17 protein-coding genes, 5 tRNA genes and 1 pseudogene are annotated in these 21,364 nt (G+C 59.6%); 17 read left to right on the top strand and 6 right to left on the bottom strand.

The genetic code is table 11. From position 1 onward, the window contains the following. Positions 1 to 235: 235 nt before the first annotated feature. Positions 236 to 311 (bottom strand) — tRNA-Asn (locus ACYZUA_RS12360). A 227-nt stretch (positions 312 to 538) separates the two neighbouring features. On the opposite strand from ACYZUA_RS12360, the gene ACYZUA_RS12365 reads away from it, so the two are divergent. Beyond that, positions 539 to 769 carry a hypothetical protein gene (locus ACYZUA_RS12365; protein WP_033061947.1) on the top strand — a complete coding sequence of 77 codons (231 nt, stop codon included), beginning with the start codon at positions 539 to 541 and terminating at the stop codon, positions 767 to 769. Here the strand turns inward: ACYZUA_RS12365 and ACYZUA_RS12370 are convergent. After that, complete coding sequence (locus ACYZUA_RS12370) at positions 766 to 966, bottom strand: hypothetical protein (protein ID WP_461963317.1); 201 nt, start codon at positions 964 to 966, stop codon at positions 766 to 768. The two genes, ACYZUA_RS12365 and ACYZUA_RS12370, sit on opposite strands and share 4 nt — an antisense overlap. Before the next feature lie 256 nt (positions 967 to 1,222). After that, positions 1,223 to 2,419, bottom strand: a complete 1,197-nt coding sequence (locus ACYZUA_RS12375; RefSeq protein ID WP_461963318.1) for an amino acid aminotransferase — start codon at positions 2,417 to 2,419, stop codon at positions 1,223 to 1,225. Positions 2,420 to 2,769: 350 nt separating this feature from the next. Between ACYZUA_RS12375 and uvrB the strand changes: the two genes are divergently transcribed. Further along, a complete protein-coding gene (uvrB, locus tag ACYZUA_RS12380; protein ID WP_461963319.1) occupies positions 2,770 to 4,785 on the top strand; it encodes an excinuclease ABC subunit UvrB in 2,016 nt (671 codons plus the stop codon). A 113-nt stretch (positions 4,786 to 4,898) separates the two neighbouring features. Here uvrB and ACYZUA_RS12385 read toward each other — a convergent pair. Further along, positions 4,899 to 5,111 (bottom strand): annotated as a pseudogene (locus ACYZUA_RS12385) (EmrB/QacA family drug resistance transporter); the annotation flags it as partial. Positions 5,112 to 5,328: 217 nt separating this feature from the next. Here ACYZUA_RS12385 and gltX point away from each other — a divergent pair. The 10 genes from gltX to ACYZUA_RS12435 all read left to right on the top strand — a co-directional run bounded on the left by gltX (position 5,329) and on the right by ACYZUA_RS12435 (position 11,413). After that, positions 5,329 to 6,810 (top strand): glutamate--tRNA ligase, encoded by a 1,482-nt coding sequence (gene gltX, locus ACYZUA_RS12390; RefSeq protein ID WP_461963320.1) that lies wholly within the window; start codon positions 5,329 to 5,331, stop codon positions 6,808 to 6,810. A 283-nt stretch (positions 6,811 to 7,093) separates the two neighbouring features. Next, positions 7,094 to 7,169, top strand: a tRNA-Ala gene (locus ACYZUA_RS12395). Positions 7,170 to 7,248: 79 nt separating this feature from the next. Continuing rightward, positions 7,249 to 7,324: transfer RNA gene (locus ACYZUA_RS12400), tRNA-Glu, on the top strand. Positions 7,325 to 7,377: 53 nt separating this feature from the next. After that, positions 7,378 to 7,453, top strand: a tRNA-Ala gene (locus tag ACYZUA_RS12405). An 80-nt stretch (positions 7,454 to 7,533) separates the two neighbouring features. Then, a tRNA-Glu gene (locus tag ACYZUA_RS12410) sits at positions 7,534 to 7,609 on the top strand. A 183-nt stretch (positions 7,610 to 7,792) separates the two neighbouring features. After that, entirely contained in the window at positions 7,793 to 8,332 is a 540-nt protein-coding gene (locus ACYZUA_RS12415; RefSeq protein WP_461963321.1) for a TetR/AcrR family transcriptional regulator, read from the top strand. A 31-nt stretch (positions 8,333 to 8,363) separates the two neighbouring features. Continuing rightward, entirely contained in the window at positions 8,364 to 9,197 is an 834-nt protein-coding gene (locus ACYZUA_RS12420) for an alpha/beta fold hydrolase (protein WP_461963322.1), read from the top strand. 48 nt (positions 9,198 to 9,245) lie between these two features. After that, on the top strand, positions 9,246 to 9,701 hold the full coding sequence (locus ACYZUA_RS12425; RefSeq protein WP_461963323.1) for an acyl-CoA thioesterase: 456 nt from the start codon (positions 9,246 to 9,248) through the stop codon (positions 9,699 to 9,701). A 181-nt stretch (positions 9,702 to 9,882) separates the two neighbouring features. Continuing rightward, on the top strand, positions 9,883 to 10,842 hold the full coding sequence (locus ACYZUA_RS12430) for a tRNA dihydrouridine synthase (RefSeq protein ID WP_461963324.1): 960 nt from the start codon (positions 9,883 to 9,885) through the stop codon (positions 10,840 to 10,842). Between the two features lie 121 nt (positions 10,843 to 10,963). Then, on the top strand, positions 10,964 to 11,413 hold the full coding sequence (locus tag ACYZUA_RS12435; protein ID WP_033061859.1) for an Hsp20 family protein: 450 nt from the start codon (positions 10,964 to 10,966) through the stop codon (positions 11,411 to 11,413). A 206-nt stretch (positions 11,414 to 11,619) separates the two neighbouring features. On the opposite strand, the gene ACYZUA_RS12440 is transcribed toward ACYZUA_RS12435, so the two are convergent. Then, on the bottom strand, positions 11,620 to 14,898 hold the full coding sequence (locus ACYZUA_RS12440) for an EAL domain-containing protein (protein ID WP_461963325.1): 3,279 nt from the start codon (positions 14,896 to 14,898) through the stop codon (positions 11,620 to 11,622). A 66-nt stretch (positions 14,899 to 14,964) separates the two neighbouring features. Then, a complete protein-coding gene (locus ACYZUA_RS12445; protein WP_111450539.1) occupies positions 14,965 to 15,855 on the bottom strand; it encodes a LysR family transcriptional regulator in 891 nt (296 codons plus the stop codon). Positions 15,856 to 16,002: 147 nt separating this feature from the next. Between ACYZUA_RS12445 and leuC the strand changes: the two genes are divergently transcribed. The 5 genes from leuC (at position 16,003) to asd (ending at position 21,290) form a co-directional block, all read left to right on the top strand. Beyond that, positions 16,003 to 17,421 carry a 3-isopropylmalate dehydratase large subunit gene (leuC, locus tag ACYZUA_RS12450; protein ID WP_008151269.1) on the top strand — a complete coding sequence of 473 codons (1,419 nt, stop codon included), beginning with the start codon at positions 16,003 to 16,005 and terminating at the stop codon, positions 17,419 to 17,421. 10 nt (positions 17,422 to 17,431) lie between these two features. Beyond that, positions 17,432 to 18,079 (top strand): 3-isopropylmalate dehydratase small subunit, encoded by a 648-nt coding sequence (leuD, locus tag ACYZUA_RS12455; protein ID WP_461963326.1) that lies wholly within the window; start codon positions 17,432 to 17,434, stop codon positions 18,077 to 18,079. Positions 18,080 to 18,206: 127 nt separating this feature from the next. Further along, positions 18,207 to 18,974 carry a class I SAM-dependent methyltransferase gene (locus ACYZUA_RS12460; protein WP_461963327.1) on the top strand — a complete coding sequence of 256 codons (768 nt, stop codon included), beginning with the start codon at positions 18,207 to 18,209 and terminating at the stop codon, positions 18,972 to 18,974. A 51-nt stretch (positions 18,975 to 19,025) separates the two neighbouring features. Beyond that, a complete protein-coding gene (gene leuB / locus ACYZUA_RS12465) occupies positions 19,026 to 20,108 on the top strand; it encodes a 3-isopropylmalate dehydrogenase (protein ID WP_461963328.1) in 1,083 nt (360 codons plus the stop codon). 69 nt (positions 20,109 to 20,177) lie between these two features. After that, positions 20,178 to 21,290 carry an aspartate-semialdehyde dehydrogenase gene (gene asd, locus ACYZUA_RS12470; RefSeq protein ID WP_033061853.1) on the top strand — a complete coding sequence of 371 codons (1,113 nt, stop codon included), beginning with the start codon at positions 20,178 to 20,180 and terminating at the stop codon, positions 21,288 to 21,290. Positions 21,291 to 21,364 lie beyond the last annotated feature (74 nt).

The following is a 21,364-nucleotide window of genomic DNA, read 5'->3' on the forward strand; positions in this document are numbered from 1 at the left end:
GGAAAATCGATATGAGCTCGTTGGCCCAGATTACTCAACAGTTTGATCCCGCTGCGCCCTTCGAGGCTCCGGCCAACTGGCTCCAGGGAAGAACGGTGTTTGGCGGATTATCTGCCGCGCGTCGTTGAACCCTGGCCCACCGGAATCCGACGGAGGGCCAAAACGAAAAAACCCGCCAGAAGGCGGGTTTTTCGGTGGTTTCAGAGATTTTAGAAGCTTTCTCTGGAACCTTGTCTGGCTCCACGACCTGGACTCGAACCAGGGACCCAGTGATTAACAGTCACTTGCTCTACCAACTGAGCTATCGCGGAATGACGTGTATGTTACTGATTCAAAAAGAGAAGTCAAGCACCTGTTAACAACTTGGCGGGTTCGGGAGGACGGACGGTGGTTTATCGACCGTGGGCGGTTACCATAATCGCCTCAGAGGTCTACCATGGCCGCCCGGAAGTGGTTACACGCGCTGCCGGCCATTCGCCGAAAAGGTACGCGCCATGAATCACCCAACCATTACACCTCGCCATAACGGGGTGTTCGCATGAGCATCGCTCAGATCAGCCTGCCCAAAGGCGTCGGCCCTCATGCCGAAAAACTGTTCGACGCAATCACTCAGGCCAGCACCGCTGATGAATTGAACCGTGCCGGTGGCAAGGCAGAAGGTTTTGTATTGGGCCTGGAAAGCGCCAAGGCCATCAAAAGCCAGGTCGCCGAATCGCTCTACGTCGCCTATGACGACGCTGCCAGCCAGCGCGCAACCGAACTGGCCTAACCGCCGAAAGTGACGGTGGCGAGCATCAGTTTGGCGTACAACATCGTTGCGGCCAGTTGCACCAGCCACAAGGCCAGGCCACCGAGAAACACGCCAGCAGCGACTTGCATCACCAGGCTGTTACCGCGTTTGGCCGGGGTGCGAGGCACGAAGTGGTCCAGCTCATCGCGGTCGGCGCGTAGGTCATCGTTTTTCATGTTGGCTCTCGTAAGAATTCTCGGGTGTACTCATAACCTGTGGGAGCGAGCCTGCTCGCGATGAAGGCATTACATTCAACATTGATGCTGGCAGGACGACCGCTATCGCGAGCAGGTCGGATCGCCGCACCGTCGCTCCCACAGTTGATTTGTGTGCAGTTTAAAGGGCGCAGTCGCTGCTTTGAGATTTATCTGAGACAGACCCATAAAAAACGGGAAGCCATTTGGCTTCCCGTTTTTCGTATCACCGGACGACTCAGATCACCGCAACGATGGCCTTAGTCACAACGTTGATGTTGCTCTGGTTCAACGCGGCCACGCAGATGCGGCCGGTGTCCAGGGCGTAGATGCCGAACTCGCTGCGCAGGCGGGTCACTTGCTCAACCGTCAGGCCGGAGTAGGAGAACATGCCGCGCTGACGACCGACGAAGCTGAAGTCGCGCTGCGGGGCGTTTTTCGCCAGCAGGTCGACCATCTGGATGCGCATGCCGCGAATCCGTAGACGCATTTCAGCCAGCTCTTCTTCCCACTGAGCGCGCAGTTCCGGGCTGTTCAGCACGGCGGCGACGATACTTGCACCGTGAGTCGGCGGGTTGGAGTAGTTGGTGCGGATCACGCGTTTGACTTGCGACAGCACGCGCGCGCTTTCTTCTTTCGATTCGCTGACGATCGACAGGGCGCCCACGCGCTCGCCGTACAGCGAGAAGGATTTGGAGAACGAACTGGAAACGAAGAAGGTCAGGCCCGATTCAGCGAACAGACGTACAGCTGCGGCGTCTTCGTCGATGCCATCGCCAAAGCCCTGGTAGGCCATGTCGAGGAACGGTACGTGACCTTTGGCTTTCACCACTTCCAGTACGTTGTTCCAGTCCGCCGGGCTCAGGTCCACGCCGGTCGGGTTATGGCAGCAAGCGTGCAGGACAACGATGGAGCCGGATGGCAGGGCGTTCAAGTCTTCCAGCAAGCCAACACGGTTTACGTCGTGGGTCGCGGCGTCGTAGTAGCGATAGTTCTGCACCGGGAAACCGGCCGTTTCGAACAGCGCGCGGTGGTTTTCCCAGCTCGGGTCGCTGATCGCCACGACAGCGTTCGGCAGCAATTGCTTGAGGAAGTCGGCACCGATTTTCAGTGCGCCAGTACCGCCAACGGCTTGGGTGGTGATGACGCGGCCAGCAGCGATTAGCGGCGAGTCATTGCCGAACAGCAGTTTCTGCACAGCCTGGTCGTAGGCGGCGATGCCGTCGATTGGCAAGTAGCCACGGGAAGCGTGTTGAGCGACGCGAATCGTCTCGGCTTCGACAACGGCGCGCAGGAGTGGAATTCGCCCCTCCTCGTTGCAATAAACACCGACCCCCAGGTTGACCTTGTTGGTACGGGTATCGGCGTTGAATGCTTCGTTGAGGCCCAGGATTGGATCGCGTGGTGCCATTTCGACAGCGGAGAACAGGCTCATTTTGCGGCGGCTCTGAATGGAAAGTGGAGGGACGTGTCGCGCTCCAGCCGAATGCACTAGAGCGGTGCACAAACGGGGAGCTAGTATAGAGGCCATCTGCGATTGATGGCGACAGACGATTCGGCTTTTGCGGTAAGTTTTTCCGAATATTTATCGACCGTTAGTCGATTGGCGTCGTCAAAGGTTTTACCCGATGTAGGACGTTTGCCTTGAAAGCGCGGGCAATCGGCTCCACATTGAGCACAATCCAGTTTTTTCCTCGGGCGACATCGGTCGTTTGCGGTCTTTCCCGTTGCTGCCCGGTTCGCCGGACAGGCGCGACTCCTGCTTCGAAAACCGAGAGGTATTTCATGTCTGAATTCCAGCTAGTCACCCGCTTCGAGCCCGCCGGCGATCAGCCGGAAGCCATCCGCCTGATGGTCGAGGGCATCGAAGCCGGGCTGGCGCACCAGACGTTGCTCGGTGTGACCGGCTCGGGCAAGACCTTCAGCATCGCCAATGTGATCGCCCAGATTCAGCGTCCGACCCTGGTGCTGGCGCCGAACAAGACCCTGGCCGCGCAGTTGTACGGTGAGTTCAAGGCGTTCTTCCCGAACAACGCCGTCGAATACTTCGTTTCGTACTACGACTACTACCAGCCCGAAGCCTACGTGCCGTCATCGGATACGTTCATCGAGAAAGACGCCTCGATCAACGATCACATCGAGCAGATGCGATTGTCGGCGACCAAGGCACTGCTGGAGCGCAAGGACGCAATCATCGTCACCACGGTGTCGTGCATCTACGGTCTGGGCAGCCCGGAAACCTATTTGAAGATGGTTTTGCATGTGGATCGCGGCGACAAGCTCGATCAGCGTGCGTTGCTGCGTCGCTTGGCGGATCTGCAATACACCCGCAACGACATGGAGTTTGCCCGTGCAACCTTCCGGGTTCGCGGCGATGTGATCGATATCCATCCGGCGGAATCCGATTTCGAAGCCATCCGCATCGAGCTGTTCGATGACGAAGTGGAGAGCCTGTCCGCTTTCGATCCGCTGACCGGCGAAGTGATTCGCAAGCTGCCGCGTTTCACGTTCTATCCGAAAAGCCACTACGTGACCCCTCGAGAAACCCTGCTGGGCGCCGTCGAAGGGATCAAAATCGAGTTGCAGGAGCGCCTGGATTACCTGCGCACCAACAATAAACTCGTTGAGGCCCAGCGCCTGGAGCAGCGCACCCGTTTCGACCTGGAGATGATCCTCGAACTGGGTTACTGCAACGGTATCGAAAACTACTCGCGCTACCTGTCGGGCCGCGAATCCGGCCAGGCGCCGCCGACTTTGTTTGACTACCTGCCGGCTGACGCCTTGCTGGTGATCGACGAATCCCACGTCAGCGTGCCGCAGGTCGGCGCCATGTATAAGGGCGACCGCTCGCGTAAAGAGACGCTGGTGGAATACGGTTTCCGTCTGCCGTCCGCGCTGGATAACCGGCCGATGCGCTTCGACGAGTTCGAAAGCATCAGCCCGCAGACGATTTTTGTCTCGGCCACGCCGGGCAATTACGAGGCAGAGCACGCTGGTCGCGTGGTCGAGCAACTGGTCCGCCCGACAGGCCTTGTAGACCCGCAAATCGAAATCCGTCCGGCGTTGACCCAAGTCGACGATTTGCTGTCGGAGATCGGCAAGCGCGTGGCGCTGGAAGAGCGGGTGCTGGTCACCACGCTGACCAAGCGCATGTCCGAAGACTTGACCGATTACCTGGCCGACCACGGCGTGCGGGTACGTTATCTGCACTCGGACATCGACACCGTGGAGCGGGTCGAAATCATCCGCGATCTGCGTCTCGGCACCTTCGATGTGCTGGTGGGGATCAACCTGCTGCGTGAAGGCCTGGACATGCCGGAAGTCTCGCTGGTGGCGATCCTCGATGCAGACAAGGAAGGTTTCCTGCGTTCCGAACGCTCGCTGATCCAGACCATCGGCCGGGCGGCGCGCAACCTCAATGGTCGGGCGATTCTCTACGCGGATCGCATCACCGGTTCCATGGAGCGGGCGATCGGCGAAACCGAGCGTCGTCGCGACAAGCAGATCGCGTTCAACCTGGCCAATGGCATCACGCCCAAGGGCGTGTTCAAGGACGTTGCCGACATCATGGAAGGCGCCACCGTGCCGGGTTCGCGCAGCAAGAAGCGCAAAGGCATGGCCAAGGCCGCCGAGGAAAACGCCAAGTACGAAGCGGAACTGCGCTCACCGGGCGAGATCGCCAAGCGTATCAAGGCGCTGGAAGAGAAAATGTACCAACTCGCCCGCGACCTGGAGTTCGAAGCAGCAGCGCAGATGCGCGACGAGATTGGCAAGCTGCGGGAGCGGTTGATCACCGTCTGATGGCGAAACGCGGTCCCTGTGGCGAGGGGGCTTGCCCCTGTTCGGCTGCGCAGCAGTCGTAAAACCCGCTAGCGATCTAGTTCTGACACATCGCGGCGTCAGGTTTTGGGGCCGCTGCGCGCATCCAGCAACGTGGCGAGGAGGGCGATGCCAATCGCGCCGCCGAAGTTGCGCAGGATGTTGAACAGACTCGACGCCGACCCCGCATCCTGCGGCAGAATGTACGCCGTGACGATCAATGAAATGGTCGCCATGATCAGCGGCTGGCCCAGCGCGCGGATGATCTGGATCTGATTGAACTGCGGCCCGGCGAAGTCTGGGTTCAACATGGCAACAGGTAGTCGAGAAATTGTAAGGAATTTATCAATGGTCAAATCTTGCACACAGAATGATGGGTAAATGCCATCGGCTGATAACCGGCAATTCACCAGTCTAGAGCGCGTTGTAGACGCAACCTTGGCTTAAATGCCCTGCTCACTGGAGCCGGGCGGGCAACGCCTGTTACCATTCGCCCTTTGTTTTATCTTCATTTCGAGACTTGCCATGACCACCGTCCGCACTCGCATCGCGCCATCGCCTACCGGGGATCCCCACGTAGGTACCGCTTACATCGCTTTGTTCAACTACTGCTTTGCCAAGCAGCACGGCGGTGAGTTCATCCTGCGGATCGAAGACACCGACCAATTGCGTTCGACCCGCGAGTCCGAACAACAGATTTTCGACGCCCTGCGCTGGTTGGGTATCGACTGGAGCGAAGGCCCGGACGTTGGCGGCCCGCACGGTCCTTACCGTCAGAGCGAGCGTGGCGATATCTACCAGAAGCATTGCCAGCAATTGGTTGAAATGGGTCATGCCTTCCCGTGCTTCTGCACCGCTGAAGAGCTGGACCAGATGCGCGCCGAGCAAATGGCTCGCGGCGAAACCCCGCGTTACGACGGCCGTGCGCTGTTGCTGCCCAAGGAAGAAGTCGATCGTCGTCTGGCCGCCGGCGAGCCGCACGTGATCCGCATGAAAGTCCCGAGCGAAGGTGTTTGCGTCGTTCCAGACATGCTGCGTGGCGACGTCGAGATCCCGTGGGATCGCATGGACATGCAAGTGCTGATGAAGACCGATGGTCTGCCGACGTACTTCCTGGCCAACGTCGTCGATGACCATCTGATGGGCATCACCCACGTTCTGCGCGGCGAAGAGTGGCTGCCATCGGCGCCGAAACTGATTCTGCTGTACGAGTACTTCGGCTGGGAACAACCCCAGCTGTGCTACATGCCGCTGCTGCGTAACCCGGACAAGAGCAAGCTGTCCAAGCGCAAGAACCCGACCTCGGTGACGTTCTACGAGCGCATGGGCTTCATGCCGGAAGCGATGCTCAACTACCTCGGTCGCATGGGCTGGTCGATGCCGGACGAGCGCGAGAAGTTCTCGCTGCAGGAAATGGTCGATAACTTCGACCTGAGCCGCGTCTCCCTCGGCGGGCCGATTTTCGACGTCGAGAAGCTGTCGTGGCTCAACGGCCAATGGCTGCGTGACCTGCCGGTGGAAGAGTTCGCTTCGCGCCTGCAAACATGGGCGCTGAACCCGGAATACATGATGAAGATCGCGCCGCACGTACAGGGCCGCGTCGAAACCTTCAGCCAGGTTGCGCCGCTGGCCGGTTTCTTCTTCGCCGGTGGCGTGAACCCGGACGCCAAGCTGTTTGAATCCAAGAAGCTGTCGGGCGATCAGGTGCGTCAGTTGATGCAGTTAATCCTGTGGAAGCTGGAAAGCCTGCGTCAGTGGGAGAAAGACAGCATCACTGCAACGATTCAGGCAGTGGTCGAATCCCTGGAGCTGAAGCTGCGTGACGCCATGCCACTGATGTTTGCCGCGATCACTGGCCAGGCCAGTTCGGTGTCGGTGCTCGATGCGATGGAAATCCTTGGCCCGGACCTGACCCGTTTCCGTCTGCGCCAGGCGATCGACCTGCTGGGCGGCGTGTCGAAGAAGGAAAACAAGGAGTGGGAAAAACTCTTGGGCAACATCGCCTGATTCCCACTGTTCTCTGTAGCAGCTGCCGAAGGCTGCGTTGGGCTGCGCAGCAGCCCCTTATGGCAGCAGCACAATCTGTCTGAAAGGGTAGGGTGGCTGAATCGCGAGCGCTACGCACTCGAACGCAGCCTGCGGCAGCTGCTACAAGAACGGATACACCCCCGGATTTACGGGGGAGGGCGGTAAGTGATTGTTATGTCGGCAAAAAACTTTGAAATATTTTAAAAATAAGTTTGACAGCCTTCCGATGCGCCATTAAGATTCGCCCCGTCCTCAGCGATGAGGGGCTATAGCTCAGCTGGGAGAGCGCTTGCATGGCATGCAAGAGGTCGACGGTTCGATCCCGTCTAGCTCCACCAATTTACACTTCAAGGTCTGGCCACACCGGCCTTGAAGCGATCAACACTCAGCGTTGATCTGTTGTATAGAAGGGTTTGCGTCCCCTTCGTCTAGTGGCCTAGGACACCGCCCTTTCACGGCGGTAACAGGGGTTCGAGTCCCCTAGGGGACGCCAGTTTTACAGAAGCGATGTTGCAAGATGTCGCTCCGCCGCGAGGCGAAAAATCCGGGGCTTTAGCTCAGCTGGGAGAGCGCCTGCATGGCATGCAGGAGGTCAGCGGTTCGATCCCGCTAAGCTCCACCAATTTTACAATTCAAGGTCTGGCCACACCGGCCTTGAATCGATCAGCTCTCAGCACTGATCAGTTGTATAGAAGGTTTTGCGTCCCCTTCGTCTAGTGGCCTAGGACACCGCCCTTTCACGGCGGTAACAGGGGTTCGAGTCCCCTAGGGGACGCCACGATTACCCGCTCTGCGGGATTTTATAAGGGTCATTCAATTATTGAATGGCCCTTTTGTTTGTCTGGCGTTTGGCCAAATCCCCTATTTCTTTCAAACTGTTCTTCAGACCAGCGGTCACATCCACGACTTGCGTAAAATTATTATGAGAATAATATTCTAGTCGTAATATTCGGAGGCAACGATGAACGATAAAAAAGCTCAAACCCGCGAACGCATCCTCAAGGCTGCCAGCACAGCGTTGATTCAGCGCGGCCCGGCCGAACCGAGCGTGGGCGAAGTGATGGGCGCGGCCGGCCTGACCGTCGGCGGCTTCTACGCGCACTTCGAAAGCAAGGACGCGATGATGCTGGAAGCGTTCAAGCAGCTGCTCGGCCATCGCCGTGGCTTGATTGCCGACATGGATGCCGAATTGACCGGCGAAGAACGTCGCGCGTTGGTGGCTGCGTTTTATCTGTCACGCAAACACCGTGATTCCTCTGAGTCAGCCTGCCCGATTCCGGCTTCTGTCGGTGAGCTGGGGCGCCTGCCGGATGCGTTTCGCGTGGCATTGAATGAGCATGTGGAAATGATGGTCGCGCAGTTGGCGGCCAGCCCGGAAGACACCGACAAAGCCTTGGCCGATATGGCCCTGATGGTCGGTGGTTTGGCTTTGGCTCGCGCGCTGGGGCCAGGAGAATTGTCCGATCGATTGCTGCGCGCCGCCAAGTCTGCGGTGCTGTGACCTAAAGGTATTAGCCTGAGGAGTGAGAGCGATGAGCACGTTGAAGTGGGTTCGTGGCGTTAATGGCACCTTGGGCTGGTTCGCACCGAAACTGGTTGCGAGCAAAATGCGACTGGCATTCATGACACCGCGGGAACTGCCGCCGCGTGATTGGGAATTGCCGTTGCTGGCGAAATCCGAGCGAATCACCTTGCGTTTCGGCCTCTCGGCGCTGCGTTGGGGGCAAGGCCCCGCGGTGTTGCTGATGCACGGTTGGGAAGGCCGGCCGACGCAGTTTGCCAGCCTCATCACCGCGTTGGTCGATGCCGGTTACACCGTGGTTGCGCTGGACGGTCCGGCCCACGGTCGCTCGCCAGGTCGCGAAGCCAATGTGGTGCTGTTCGCCCGGGCCATGCTTGAAGCCGCTGCCGAGTTGCCGCCGCTGCAAGCCGTCATCGGTCACTCCATGGGCGGCGCCAGTGCCATGCTCGCTGTTCAGTTGGGGTTGCGTACCGAAACCCTGGTCACTATCGCTGCCCCGGCGCGGATTCTCGCCGTGTTGCGCGGTTTCGCGCGCTATGTGCGTCTGCCACCGAAAGCCCGTTCGGCGTTCATTCGTCAGGTTGAAAGAGACGTCGGCATGCGCGCTGCGGCGCTGGATGTCGCGCACTATCAGCTCGACATGCCCGGCCTGATCGTTCACGCCGAAGATGATAACTACGTTCCGGTCAAGGAATCGCAGCTGATCAGCGAAGCCTGGTTCGACAGCCGTTTACTGCGCCTGGAAGCGGGTGGTCATCAACGGGTGCTGGCTGACCCTCGGGTGATCGAAGGCGTTCTCTCGTTGCTCGCAGGTCGTAGTCTGCAATCGCGCCAATCGGCCTGAGCATCCGTTACACTGCCCCGGTGAAAATTTTCTGACCGGGAGTGGGGCATGGGCTGGGATCGGGCAACGCCATTTATCATTGATCTGGAAGTCGGCGCAGAGGACATCGACGGGTTGGGGCACGCGAACAACGCGGTGTACGTGACCTGGCTCGAACGCTGTGCCTGGCGCCACTCCCAGCGGCTTGGCCTGGACTTGGTCGAGTATCGTCGGCTGGATCGGGCGATGGCGGTGGTGCGGCACGAGATCGATTACCTGGCCGCAGCCTATGAAGGCGATGAGTTGCAATTGGCGACGTGGATCGTCGATTGGGACCAGCGCCTGAAAATGACCCGACACTTCCAGTTGAAGCGCCCCAGCGACAACACCACGTTACTGCGCGCGCAAACCACCTTCGTCTGCATCGAACTGTCGACCGGCAAGCCCAAGCGCATGCCGGCGGAATTCATCGAGGGCTACGGCCCGGCGTTGTTGTCGAAAAATCTCGAAGCATCCAAAATCTAATGTGGGAGCGACGGTGCGACGATTCGACCTGCTCGCGATAGCGTTGTGTCAGCCAACAGTGATGCTGCTGATGCACCGCTATCGCGAGCAGGCTCACTCCCACAGGGGAATCTGCGATGTTCTGCAGATTTTCCGCGCAATCCAGTAAACTGCCGCACGTTTTTCGTTGAGTGTGTTTTTCATGCAAATTGCTTTGGCGCCCATGGAGGGGTTGGTCGACAACATCCTGCGGGACGTGCTGACCCGTGTGGGCGGTATCGATTGGTGCGTGACCGAGTTCATTCGGATCAACGATCAACTGCTCACGCCTGCCTATTACCACAAGTTTGGCCCGGAACTGTTGAACGGCGCCCGCACCGCGTCCGGCGTGCCGCTGCGGGTGCAGTTGCTCGGTTCCGATCCGGTATGCCTGGCGGAAAACGCTGCGCTGGCCTGTGAACTGGGTTCGGAGGTCATTGACCTCAACTTCGGCTGCCCGGCCAAGACCGTGAACAAGTCCCGTGGCGGAGCGGTGTTGCTCAAGGAACCTGAGCTGCTGAACCAGATCGTCGAACACGTGCGTCGCGCCGTTCCGGCGCACATTCCGGTGACTGCCAAGATGCGCCTCGGTTTCGACAGCCCGGACGGTGCGCTGGTGTGTGCCACGGCCCTGGCCGAAGGTGGCGCGGCGCACATCGTGGTTCACGCGCGGACCAAAACTGACGGCTACAAGCCGCCAGCCCATTGGGAATGGATCCCCCGGGTGCAGGATGTGGTCAAGGTTCCAGTGTTCGCCAATGGCGACATCTGGAGCGTCGAAGACTGGCGTCGTTGCCGCGAAATCAGCGGCGTCGAGGACATCATGCTCGGTCGCGGCCTGGTGTCGCGTCCGGACCTGGCACGCCAAATCGCGGCGGCGCGGGCCGGTGAGGACGTCGTCGAGATGACCTGGGCCGAGCTGCTGCCATTGATTCAGGACTTCTGGCTGCAAGCCAAGGCGCAGATGACGCCACGCCAATCGCCGGGTCGCTTGAAGCAGTGGCTGGCGATGCTGACCCGCAATTATCCCGAAGCGATCGAGCTGTTCACCGTCCTGCGTCGCGAGACCGAACTGGATCAGGTCTCGCGTTTACTGGGGCTTCAGGTGTGCGAAGCCGCCTGAAAAAAATCTGTAAGCAATCTCTTGAAAAGCAATCAGCGGTCCTTATTTAAGGATTACGCGATGCCGAAATCGGGTCGCGGAGACAAAAAAACTTGCTGATTGTTTTCAGGAGATTTGAATCATGAGTACTGCATTTTCCATGGCACCACTGTTCCGTTCCTCGGTGGGTTTCGATCGTTTCAATGACCTGTTCGAAACCGCCCTGCGCAACGAACCAGGCAGCACCTACCCACCTTACAACGTGGAAAAACACGGCGACGACCAATACCGCATCGTCGTAGCGGCTGCCGGCTTCCAGGAAGAAGACCTGGAGCTGCAAGTGGAAAAAGGTGTGCTGACCATCAGTGGCGGCGGCAAGCGCGACGCGACCGAAGCCGTCACTTATCTGTACCAAGGCATCGCACAGCGTGCCTTCAAACTGTCCTTCCGTCTGGCGGACCATATCGAAATCAAGGCCGCCGGCCTGAGCAACGGTTTGTTGAGCATCGACCTGTTGCGAGTGATACCGGAAGAGGCTAAAGCCAAACGCATCCCGATCAACGGGACGCAAAAGCCAGCGCTGCAGCACTAAGGCAGAGCAATGAAAAGGGCGCCACTGGCGCCCTTTTTTGGGCCGGTTTGTAGCAGCTGTCGAGCCTGCGAGGCTGCGTTCGGCTGCGTAGCAGTCGTAGAACCTATGCACTTGGTCCTACTGACACACCGCATCGCCTGATTTTCACGACTGCTTCGCAGCCGAACGCAGCCTCGCGCTGCTCGGCAGCTGCTACAAGGTCCGTGTCACTTGAGGAGCTTTTGAAAGTCCTCCACCGGCAGTGGCGGGCTGTGTAAATACCCTTGATAAAAATGGCAGCCCAGCCCCTGCAAGAATTCCAGCTGCTCCGGCGTCTCTACCCCTTCGGCAATCACTTTCAATTCCAGGCTGCGGGCCATGGCAACGATGGCGCGGATGATCTCGGCGTCGTTGGGATCAGTGGTGGCGTCGCGGATGAACGATTGGTCGATTTTCAAGGTGTCGACAGGCAGACGCTTGAGATAGGTCAGCGAGGAATAACCGGTGCCGAAATCGTCCATGGCAAAACTCACGCCGAGTTTTTTCAGGCTGCGCATTTTGTTGATGGTGTCTTCCAGGTTCTGGATCACGATGCCTTCGGTGATTTCCAGTTTCAGCAGCGAGCTGGGCAGGCCGTGGCTGACGAGATTGTGTTCAATGCGTTCGACGAAGTCGTTTTGGCGAAATTGCCGCGGGCTGATGTTGACGCACAGGCTAAAGTCCAGCGGATCGACCAGGCCCTTGGCGATCAGTTGTTTGAAGGCGGCGCAGGCTTCATCGATGATCCATGTGCCAACTTCCAGAATCAGCCCGCTGTCTTCCAGCACCTTGATGAACTCGGTGGGCGATTGTGCGCCGAGTTCTGGATGGTTCCAGCGCACCAGCGCCTCGGCGCCGACGATGCGGTCGTTCCGGGCGTCGACCTGAGGCTGGTAATGCACGCGGAACTCACCCCGGGAAAGGGCCAGGCGCAGGTCGGTTTCCATGCGCAAGCGTTCGCTCGCCGCCTTCTGCATGGAGTTGTGGTACATCTGCGTGGTGTTGCGACCCGAATCCTTGGCCCGGTAGAGGGCGATGTCGGCGCGCTTGAGCAGGTCGGTCGGAGTCGAACCGTGATCGGGAATCAGCGCGATGCCGATGCTCGGGGTTACTTGCAGGCGTTGTCCGTCGAGGAACATCGGCTCCGACAGCAGTTCACGCAAGGTGTCCGCCAGTTGCAGGACTTGCTCGCTGACGTCGTTGCGCGAGCCTTCGAGCCCGCTGAGTAGCACCACAAATTCATCACCGCCCAAGCGCGCGACAGTGTCTTCCATGCGCACGCTGGCTTCGAGGCGCGCAGTGATGATTTTCAGCACGGTATCGCCCACCGGATGACCGAGCGAATCATTGATGTGCTTGAAGTGATCAAGGTCGAGAAACATCAGGGCGCCGCGCAGGTTGTGGCGCTTGAGCAGGGCAATCTGCTGACTCAGGCGATCCATCAGCAGGGCGCGGTTGGGCAGGTTGGTCAGCGGGTCGTGGTAGGCCAGGTGACGGATCTGCGCTTCGGCGTTTTTCAGCAGGCTGACGTCCCGCGCGGTCAGCAGCAGGCAGGCGGTTTCGTTGAGGATGATCGGTTCTACCGAGACTTCGACGGTCAGCAACTCGCCACGTTTATTGCGTCCGAGCATTTCCTGATGAAGTACCCGACCCTTGATCTGGAGTTCGGCGAGCAGCGCCGAACGTTGTTTTTCCTCGGCCCAGATGCCGACCTGATACACCGTGCGACCGACCACTTCATCGGCGCGGTAACCGGTCAGGCGGCAAAAGCCATCGTTAACCTCCAGATAACGCCCGGTGTCGCGCTCGGTGATGGTGATGGCGTCGGGGCTGGAGTGGAAGGCCTTGGCGAACTTCTCTTCGCTGGCCTTGAGTGCGGCTTCCGAGCGTTGCTGCTGAGTGATATCGCGCAGGGTGGTGACAATGCACGGCTGGTCGCCGACGCTGATCTGGCGGCTGGAAAGCACGCAGGTCAGAGCTTGCCCGTCTTTGTGCTGAACGAGGATCGCCACATTGTTCAGACCCTGTTCGCGGATGACCTGCTCAATGCGTCGCAGGCTTTGCGCCGATGCGTCCCATAGACCGATTTCGTCGGCGCTGCGGCCAATCACGTCGGCGGCGCTCCAGCCAAAGGTCTGGGTGAAGCTGGAGTTGATCTCGATAAATTGGCCGGTGTCCTGACGGGTCACGCAAATCGGGTCCGGACTTACCTGGAACAGGGTGGCGAACTTCTCTTCGGACGCTACCAGCAGCTGCTCACGCTCCACCTGATCGGTGATGTCGAGCAGGGTGCCTGCCATGCGCAGCGGGACACCGTTTTCATCGCGATAGAGTCGGGCGCGGCTTTCCAGAAAGCGCGAGCTACCGTCCGGCATTTGCACGCGGTAGGTCAGTTGATAATTGCCGGCAGGACCTTCTCGCAGGCTGCGATAGGCGTCGCGCATGGTATCGCGCTCTTCGCCGGGCACGCCTTCAAAAAAATCGTCGAAGGATTCATGGAAAGGTATGGGGTCCAGTCCGTGCAACTGGGCGGCGCGTGCCGAGCCGTACAGCATGCCGCTGGGAATGTGCCAGTCCCAGGTGCCAAGTTGCGCGGAATCCAGCGCCAGGTCGAGGCGCTCCTGGCTATCTTTCAGGGCATGTTCGGCGGCTTTGCGTTCGGTGGTGTCAAGGAACGTACTCAGCAGATAAGGCTGGCCTTCGAGCTCGACCTTTTGCGCGCTGAGGATGCCGTCGTGGATCTGGCCGTTGCTGGCGCGAAATTGCACCTCCATGTTGATCAGTTCGCCCTTGGCCTTGGTGGCTTTGACGAGTTGCGCCCGTTGCTCCGGATGCACCCAGAGGCCCAGTTCCAGCGTGGTGCGGCCAATAGCGTTCTGTACTGGCCAGCCAAACAGGCTTTCGAAATACTGGTTGGCTTCGCTGATCAGGCCGTCTTCCTGACGAGTCAGCAGCACCATGTTCGGACACAGGTGAAACAGCGTGGCGAAGCGTTTTTCCGAGCTGCTCAACGCCTGTTCGCGCTGGCGCTGGTGGGTGATTTCACGGATGACGCCAATCATCCGTGGTCGACCGTGTTTGTCCGGCAGCAGGCTGCCGTTGATCTCCAGCCAGTGCAGGCTGCCGTCGGGCCAGCGGATGCGGTGATGCATCGCCTGTTCCAGCGGGGCGCCGGCGATCACGGCGTCGAAGGCGCGAATGGTTTTCGCCCGATCCTCTGGCGGCAGCAAGTCGAGGTATTCCAGATCCTCCGGCAGCGGTTGCCGGGGATCGAAGCCGAACAATGCCTGGGTACCCCGCGACCAACTGATCTGCCCGCGCTCGATGTCCCAGTACCAGGCGCCCAACCGTGCACCGTTGAGGGCGGCCAGCAATTGTGGGGCGCTTTCCCAGCTCTGCTCGGACCGTTTTGGGTCAAGCGCCTGTATACGCGGCATTGGCGGAATACGGTCAACAGATTTCGGCATTGGCAAGCCTTGGCTGAGTGGGGTATCAGGTTCAGTGACTCGAGGCTCATATAGGAGTAGCACAACTTAGCCGAGAGTCCCTGGCAGATCGATTTGCGCATCCAGCAAGGCCATGAAGGCCCGTGCCGCATTCGACAGCGTCCGCTCTGTGTGCAGGATATAGCCTAGCTGGCGAGTCAGTTGTATGCCCGGTAAAGGTATTCTCGCAACCTGATCATCAAGCATGGTGCGCGGCAACACGCTCCAGGCCAGGCCAATCGAGACCATCATCTTGATGGTTTCCAGGTAATTGGTACTCATGGCGATGTTCGGCGTCAGGCCTTGAGCTTCGAACAGGCGCCGGACGATGTGATGAGTAAAGGTGTTGCCGCCGGGGAATACCGCCGGGTGCAGGGCGATGTCCGCCAGGCTGACCGGGCCGTGGCTGATCAGCGAGTGCTCCGGGGCGACCACGAAGTCCAGCGGGTCGTCCCACACCGGCGTGGCCTTGACCAGTGCGTGGGGCTCCGGCGCCAGGGTAATGACCGCCAGTTCGGCGCGGCCATGGAGGATTTCTTCGTAGGCCACTTCCGAATCGAGGAACTGAATATCCAGCGCCACTTGCGGGTAACGTCGGGTGAACTCCCTTAATAAGGGGGGTAAGCGGTGCAGGCCAATGTGGTGGCTGGTGGCCAGGGTCAGGCGACCGCTCACTTCACCGGTCAGGTTAGTCAGGGCGCGGCGAGTGTCGTCCAGCACATTCAGGATCTGATAGGCCCGCGGCAGCAAGGCGCGTCCGGCCTCGGTCAGGCTGACTTCACGGCCCAGGCGATCGAACAGGCGCACCTTCAATTGCTGTTCAAGCCCGGCGATACGCTTGCTGATGGCCGGTTGTGTCAGGTGCAGCCGTTCGCCAGCGCCGGAGAAGCTTCCAGTCTCGGCAATCGCGATAAAAGCATTGAGGTTTGCGAGGTCCATTTGCGGTATTCCAGTTGGTTATCCAAAGCATGAAAAATATGAATTTGAGTTATTTAATGTAACCCCCTAGGATCGACCTCACAAGCCAAGGGGTTATTGAGTTTTTCAAAATCCACGGCATAGAAACACGCTGATGAGGACCGTCTGATGGCCGGCAAAACGCTTTACGACAAGCTTTGGGATTCCCATGAAGTGAAACGGCGCGACGATGGGTCGTCGCTGATCTATATAGATCGCCACATCATCCATGAAGTGACTTCGCCCCAAGCTTTCGAAGGCCTGCGTCTGGCCGGGCGCAAGCCTTGGCGCGTCGACTCGATCATTGCCACCCCAGACCACAACGTACCGACCACTCCGGATCGCAAGGGCGGCATCGAAGCGATTACTGACCAGGTCTCGCGTTTGCAGGTTCAGACCCTCGATGACTACTGCGACGAATATGGCATCACCGAATTCAAAATGAATGACGTGCGCCAGGGCATTGTCCACGTGATCGGTCCGGAGCAGGGTGCCACCTTGCCGGGCATGACCGTGGTCTGCGGCGACTCGCACACCTCGACTCACGGCGCGTTTGGCGCATTGGCCCACGGCATCGGGACTTCCGAGGTCGAGCACGTGTTCGCCACGCAGTGCCTGGTGGCGAAGAAAATGAAAAACATGCTGGTGTCGGTCGAGGGCAAATTGCCGTTCGGCGTGACCGCCAAGGACATCGTGCTCGCGGTGATCGGCAAGATCGGCACCGCCGGCGGTAACGGCCACGCCATCGAGTTCGCCGGCAGCGCCATTCGCGATTTGTCCGTCGAAGGCCGCATGACCATCTGCAACATGTCTATTGAAGCCGGCGCGCGTGTTGGCCTGGTGGCTGCCGACGAAAAAACCGTGGCTTACGTCAAGGGTCGTCCATTTGCCCCGAAAGGCGCGGAATGGGACATGGCGGTCGAAGCCTGGAAAGACCTGGTGTCCGACGCCGATGCGGTGTTCGACACCGTCGTCGAACTCGACGCCACTCAGATCAAGCCGCAAGTCAGCTGGGGCACTTCGCCAGAGATGGTCCTGGCGGTTGATCAGAACGTGCCGGACCCGGCGAAGGAAATGGACCTGGTCAAACGCGGTTCCATCGAACGCGCCTTGAAATACATGGGTTTGAGCGCCAACCAGGCGATCACCGACATTCAACTGGACCGCGTGTTCATAGGTTCTTGCACCAACTCGCGGATCGAAGACTTGCGCGCTGCGGCGGTGATCGCCAAGGGCCGTAAAGTCGCCTCGACCATCAAGCAAGCCATCGTGGTGCCGGGCTCGGGCCTGGTGAAGGCGCAAGCCGAGGCCGAAGGCCTGGACAAGATTTTCCTCGAAGCCGGTTTCGAGTGGCGTGAACCGGGTTGCTCGATGTGCCTGGCGATGAACCCGGACCGCTTGGAGTCGGGCGAGCATTGCGCTTCGACTTCCAACCGCAACTTCGAAGGGCGTCAGGGCGCCGGTGGCCGTACGCACCTGGTCAGCCCGGCCATGGCCGCGGCGGCTGCCGTCCACGGTCGTTTCATCGACGTTCGCGAACTGATCTGAGGAACCGTACATGAGAGCTTTTACCCAACACACCGGTTTGGTCGCGCCATTGGACCGTGCCAACGTCGACACCGACCAGATCATTCCGAAGCAGTTCTTGAAGTCGATCAAGCGCACCGGTTTTGGTCCGAACCTGTTTGACGAATGGCGTTACCTGGACGTGGGTTACGCCTACCAGGACAACTCCAAACGTCCGCTGAACAAGGATTTCGTGCTCAACGCCGAACGTTATCAAGGCGCCAGCGTGTTGCTGGCCCGCGAGAACTTCGGTTGCGGTTCCAGCCGTGAACACGCGCCGTGGGCGCTGGAAGAGTACGGTTTTCGCAGCATCATTGCGCCGAGCTACGCCGACATCTTCTACAACAACAGCTTCAAGAACGGCTTGCTGCCGATCATCTTGACCGACGCTGAGGTTGATGAGTTGTTCCAGCAGGTCGAGGCGAATCCTGGCTATGAGTTGACGGTTGATCTGCAAGCCCAGACCGTGACCCGGCCTGACGGCAAGGTCTACAGCTTCGAACTTGACGAGTTCCGCAAGCATTGCCTGGTCAACGGCCTGGACGACATCGGCCTGACCTTGCAGGATCACGAGGCGATTGCGGCGTTTGAAGCCAAGCACCGTGCGAGCCAGCCGTGGTTGTTTCGCGACAAGGCGTAATGACGCCATCGCGAGCAGGCTCGCTCCCACAGTGGATTTGCGGCGTAAACAACATCCCTGTGGGAGCCTGCTCGCGATGAGGCCCGCATAAGCACCACATGACCAAACCCTGAAAAAGGACGTCCCCATGATCAGCACCGCCCAGCACAGCGAAGTCGTAAAAAAGCAATTCGGTGAACAGGCCTCGGCCTATCTGAGCAGCGCCGTACACGCTCAGGGCACCGAGTTCGCGCTGCTACAGGCTGAACTGACAGGGCAGGGCGATGCTCGAGTGCTGGATCTGGGCTGCGGCGCCGGCCACGTGAGTTTTCACGTGGCCTCGCTGGTGAAAGAAGTGGTGGCTTATGACCTGTCGCAGCAGATGCTCGACGTGGTGGCCGATGCCGCCGTTGATCGTGGTCTGAACAACGTGTCTACCGTGCTGGGCGCCGCCGAGCGTCTGCCGTTTGCCGACGGTGAGTTCGATTTCGTCTTCAGTCGTTATTCGGCGCACCATTGGAGCGATCTCGGCCTGGCCCTGCGAGAGGTTCGCCGGGTGCTGAAACCGGGCGGCGTGGCGGTGTTCATCGACGTGTTGTCACCGGGCATTCCGTTGTTCGACACTTACCTGCAAAGCGTCGAAGTGCTGCGCGACACCAGCCATGTGCGCGATTATTCCGCCGGCGAGTGGTTGCGTCAGGTCAGCGAAGCGGGGTTGCATACCCGCAGCACCACCCGTCAACGGCTGCGATTGGAATACACCTCCTGGGTCGAGCGCATGCGCACGCCAGAGGTGATGCGCGCGGCAATCCTCGAGTTGCAGCAATCGATGGGCAATGAAGTACGCGAATATTTTGAGATTGAGGCCGATGGTTCATTCAGTACCGATGTGCTGGTGCTGATGGCTGAACGATAGAATTTTTCCGGGCGCGCCCACGGGCGCACCGACTGATGACATGAGGAAAGCATGAGCAAGCAGATTCTGATTCTCCCAGGCGACGGTATTGGCCCGGAAATCATGGCCGAAGCGGTCAAGGTGCTGGAGCTGGCCAACGCCAAGTACAGCCTGGGCTTCGAGCTGAGCCATGACGTGATCGGTGGCGCTGCCATCGACAAGCACGGCGTGCCGCTGGCTGACGAAACGCTGGACCGTGCACGCGCGGCCGACGCCGTACTGCTGGGCGCCGTGGGCGGCCCGAAATGGGACACCATCGAGCGTGACATCCGCCCTGAGCGCGGCCTGCTGAAGATTCGTGCGCAACTGGGCCTGTTCGGCAACCTGCGTCCGGCGATCCTGTACCCGCAACTGGCCGAGGCTTCGAGCCTGAAGCCTGAAATCGTGGCGGGCCTGGACATCCTGATCGTCCGCGAACTGACCGGCGGCATCTACTTCGGCACGCCGCGCGGTACTCGTACCCTGGAAAACGGCGAGCGTCAGGCTTACGACACCCTGCCGTACAGCGAAAGCGAAATCCGCCGTATCGCCCGTGTCGGTTTCGACATGGCCATGGTGCGCGGCAAGAAGCTCTGCTCGGTGGACAAGGCCAACGTACTGGCCTCCAGCCAACTGTGGCGTGAAATCGTCGAGCAAGTGGCCAAGGATTACCCTGAAGTCGAACTGAGCCACATGTACGTCGACAACGCCGCCATGCAGTTGGTGCGTGCACCGAAGCAATTCGACGTGATCGTTACCGACAACCTGTTCGGCGACATTCTTTCCGACCAAGCGTCGATGCTCACCGGTTCCATCGGCATGCTGCCGTCGGCGTCGCTGGATACCAATAACAAAGGCATGTACGAGCCGTGCCACGGTTCGGCACCGGACATCGCTGGCAAAGGCATTGCCAACCCGTTGGCGACCATTTTGTCGGTGTCGATGATGCTGCGTTACAGCTTCAATCTGCAGGATGCGGCCGATGCGATCGAGAAGGCCGTCAGTCTGGTATTGGACCAAGGCCTGCGTACTGGCGACATCTGGTCGGCCGGTTGCACTAAAGTCGGTACGCAGGAAATGGGCGACGCAGTAGTCGCCGCGCTGCGGAATCTGTAATCTCTCGGGCCCGCTGCAACTTTCACTCTTGAAAGCAGCGGCCCACTTTTTAAAGAAGGTGTAGTTGCGATGAAACGTGTAGGTCTGATCGGTTGGCGCGGTATGGTCGGTTCCGTGCTCATGCAGCGGATGCTGGAAGAGCAGGATTTCGATCTTATTGAGCCGGTGTTTTTCACCACTTCCAATGTCGGTGGCCAAGGCCCGTCCGTGGGCAAGGACATCGCTCCGCTCAAGGACGCTTACAGCATTGATGAGCTGAAAACCCTCGACGTGATTCTGACCTGCCAGGGTGGCGACTACACCAGCGAAGTTTTCCCGAAACTGCGCGAAGCCGGCTGGCAGGGTTACTGGATCGACGCCGCTTCCAGCCTGCGCATGCAGGATGACGCAGTGATCGTGCTGGACCCGGTGAACCGCAAGGTCATCGACCAGCAGCTCGACGCGGGCACCAAGAACTACATCGGCGGCAACTGCACCGTCAGCCTGATGCTGATGGGCCTGGGCGGTCTGTTCGAAGCCGGTCTGGTCGAGTGGATGAGCGCCATGACTTATCAGGCGGCCTCCGGTGCCGGCGCGCAGAACATGCGTGAACTGATCAAGCAAATGGGCGCGACCCACGCCGCTGTCGCCGATCAACTGGCTGACCCGGCCAGCGCGATCCTCGACATCGACCGTCGTGTGGCCGAAGCCATGCGCAGCGACGCGTACCCGACCGAAAACTTCGGCGTTCCGCTGGCCGGCAGCCTGATCCCGTGGATCGACAAGGAACTGCCGAACGGTCAGAGCCGCGAAGAGTGGAAGGCCCAGGCCGAGACCAACAAGATCCTCGGTCGCTTCAAGAGCCCGATCCCGGTCGATGGCATCTGCGTGCGCATCGGCGCCATGCGCTGCCACAGCCAGGCGCTGACCATCAAACTGAACAAAGACGTGCCGATCGCCGACATCGAAGGGCTGATCAGCCAGCACAACCCTTGGGTCAAACTGGTGCCGAACAGCCGCGAAGCCAGCATTCAGGAACTGAGCCCGACGAAAGTCACCGGCACCCTGAACGTACCGGTCGGCCGTCTGCGCAAGCTGAACATGGGTACGCAGTACGTCGGCGCGTTCACCGTCGGCGACCAACTGCTGTGGGGCGCGGCCGAACCGCTGCGTCGCATGCTGCGGATCCTGCTTGAGCGTTGATCGATTGAAGTAATGAACGAACCCGTGCCTTGAAAGAGGTGCGGGTTTTTTTATGGGTGGGGTGTCGCCAGTGA

Source organism: Pseudomonas sp. LS2P72 (genome assembly GCF_054897865.1).

Bases quoted from the DNA above. Each gene is read 5' to 3' on its own strand.
- ACYZUA_RS12365 (WP_033061947.1), top strand. From the start codon at position 539: ATGAGCATCGCTCAGATCAGCCTGCCCAAAGGCGTCGGCCCTCATGCC.
- ACYZUA_RS12370 (WP_461963317.1), bottom strand. From the start codon at position 966: ATGAAAAACGATGACCTACGCGCCGACCGCGATGAGCTGGACCACTTC.
- ACYZUA_RS12375 (WP_461963318.1), bottom strand. From the start codon at position 2,419: ATGAGCCTGTTCTCCGCTGTCGAAATGGCACCACGCGATCCAATCCTG.
- uvrB (WP_461963319.1), top strand. From the start codon at position 2,770: ATGTCTGAATTCCAGCTAGTCACCCGCTTCGAGCCCGCCGGCGATCAG.
- gltX (WP_461963320.1), top strand. From the start codon at position 5,329: ATGACCACCGTCCGCACTCGCATCGCGCCATCGCCTACCGGGGATCCC.
- ACYZUA_RS12415 (WP_461963321.1), top strand. From the start codon at position 7,793: ATGAACGATAAAAAAGCTCAAACCCGCGAACGCATCCTCAAGGCTGCC.
- ACYZUA_RS12420 (WP_461963322.1), top strand. From the start codon at position 8,364: ATGAGCACGTTGAAGTGGGTTCGTGGCGTTAATGGCACCTTGGGCTGG.
- ACYZUA_RS12425 (WP_461963323.1), top strand. From the start codon at position 9,246: ATGGGCTGGGATCGGGCAACGCCATTTATCATTGATCTGGAAGTCGGC.
- ACYZUA_RS12430 (WP_461963324.1), top strand. From the start codon at position 9,883: ATGCAAATTGCTTTGGCGCCCATGGAGGGGTTGGTCGACAACATCCTG.
- ACYZUA_RS12435 (WP_033061859.1), top strand. From the start codon at position 10,964: ATGAGTACTGCATTTTCCATGGCACCACTGTTCCGTTCCTCGGTGGGT.
- ACYZUA_RS12440 (WP_461963325.1), bottom strand. From the start codon at position 14,898: ATGCCGAAATCTGTTGACCGTATTCCGCCAATGCCGCGTATACAGGCG.
- ACYZUA_RS12445 (WP_111450539.1), bottom strand. From the start codon at position 15,855: ATGGACCTCGCAAACCTCAATGCTTTTATCGCGATTGCCGAGACTGGA.
- leuC (WP_008151269.1), top strand. From the start codon at position 16,003: ATGGCCGGCAAAACGCTTTACGACAAGCTTTGGGATTCCCATGAAGTG.
- leuD (WP_461963326.1), top strand. From the start codon at position 17,432: ATGAGAGCTTTTACCCAACACACCGGTTTGGTCGCGCCATTGGACCGT.
- ACYZUA_RS12460 (WP_461963327.1), top strand. From the start codon at position 18,207: ATGATCAGCACCGCCCAGCACAGCGAAGTCGTAAAAAAGCAATTCGGT.
- leuB (WP_461963328.1), top strand. From the start codon at position 19,026: ATGAGCAAGCAGATTCTGATTCTCCCAGGCGACGGTATTGGCCCGGAA.
- asd (WP_033061853.1), top strand. From the start codon at position 20,178: ATGAAACGTGTAGGTCTGATCGGTTGGCGCGGTATGGTCGGTTCCGTG.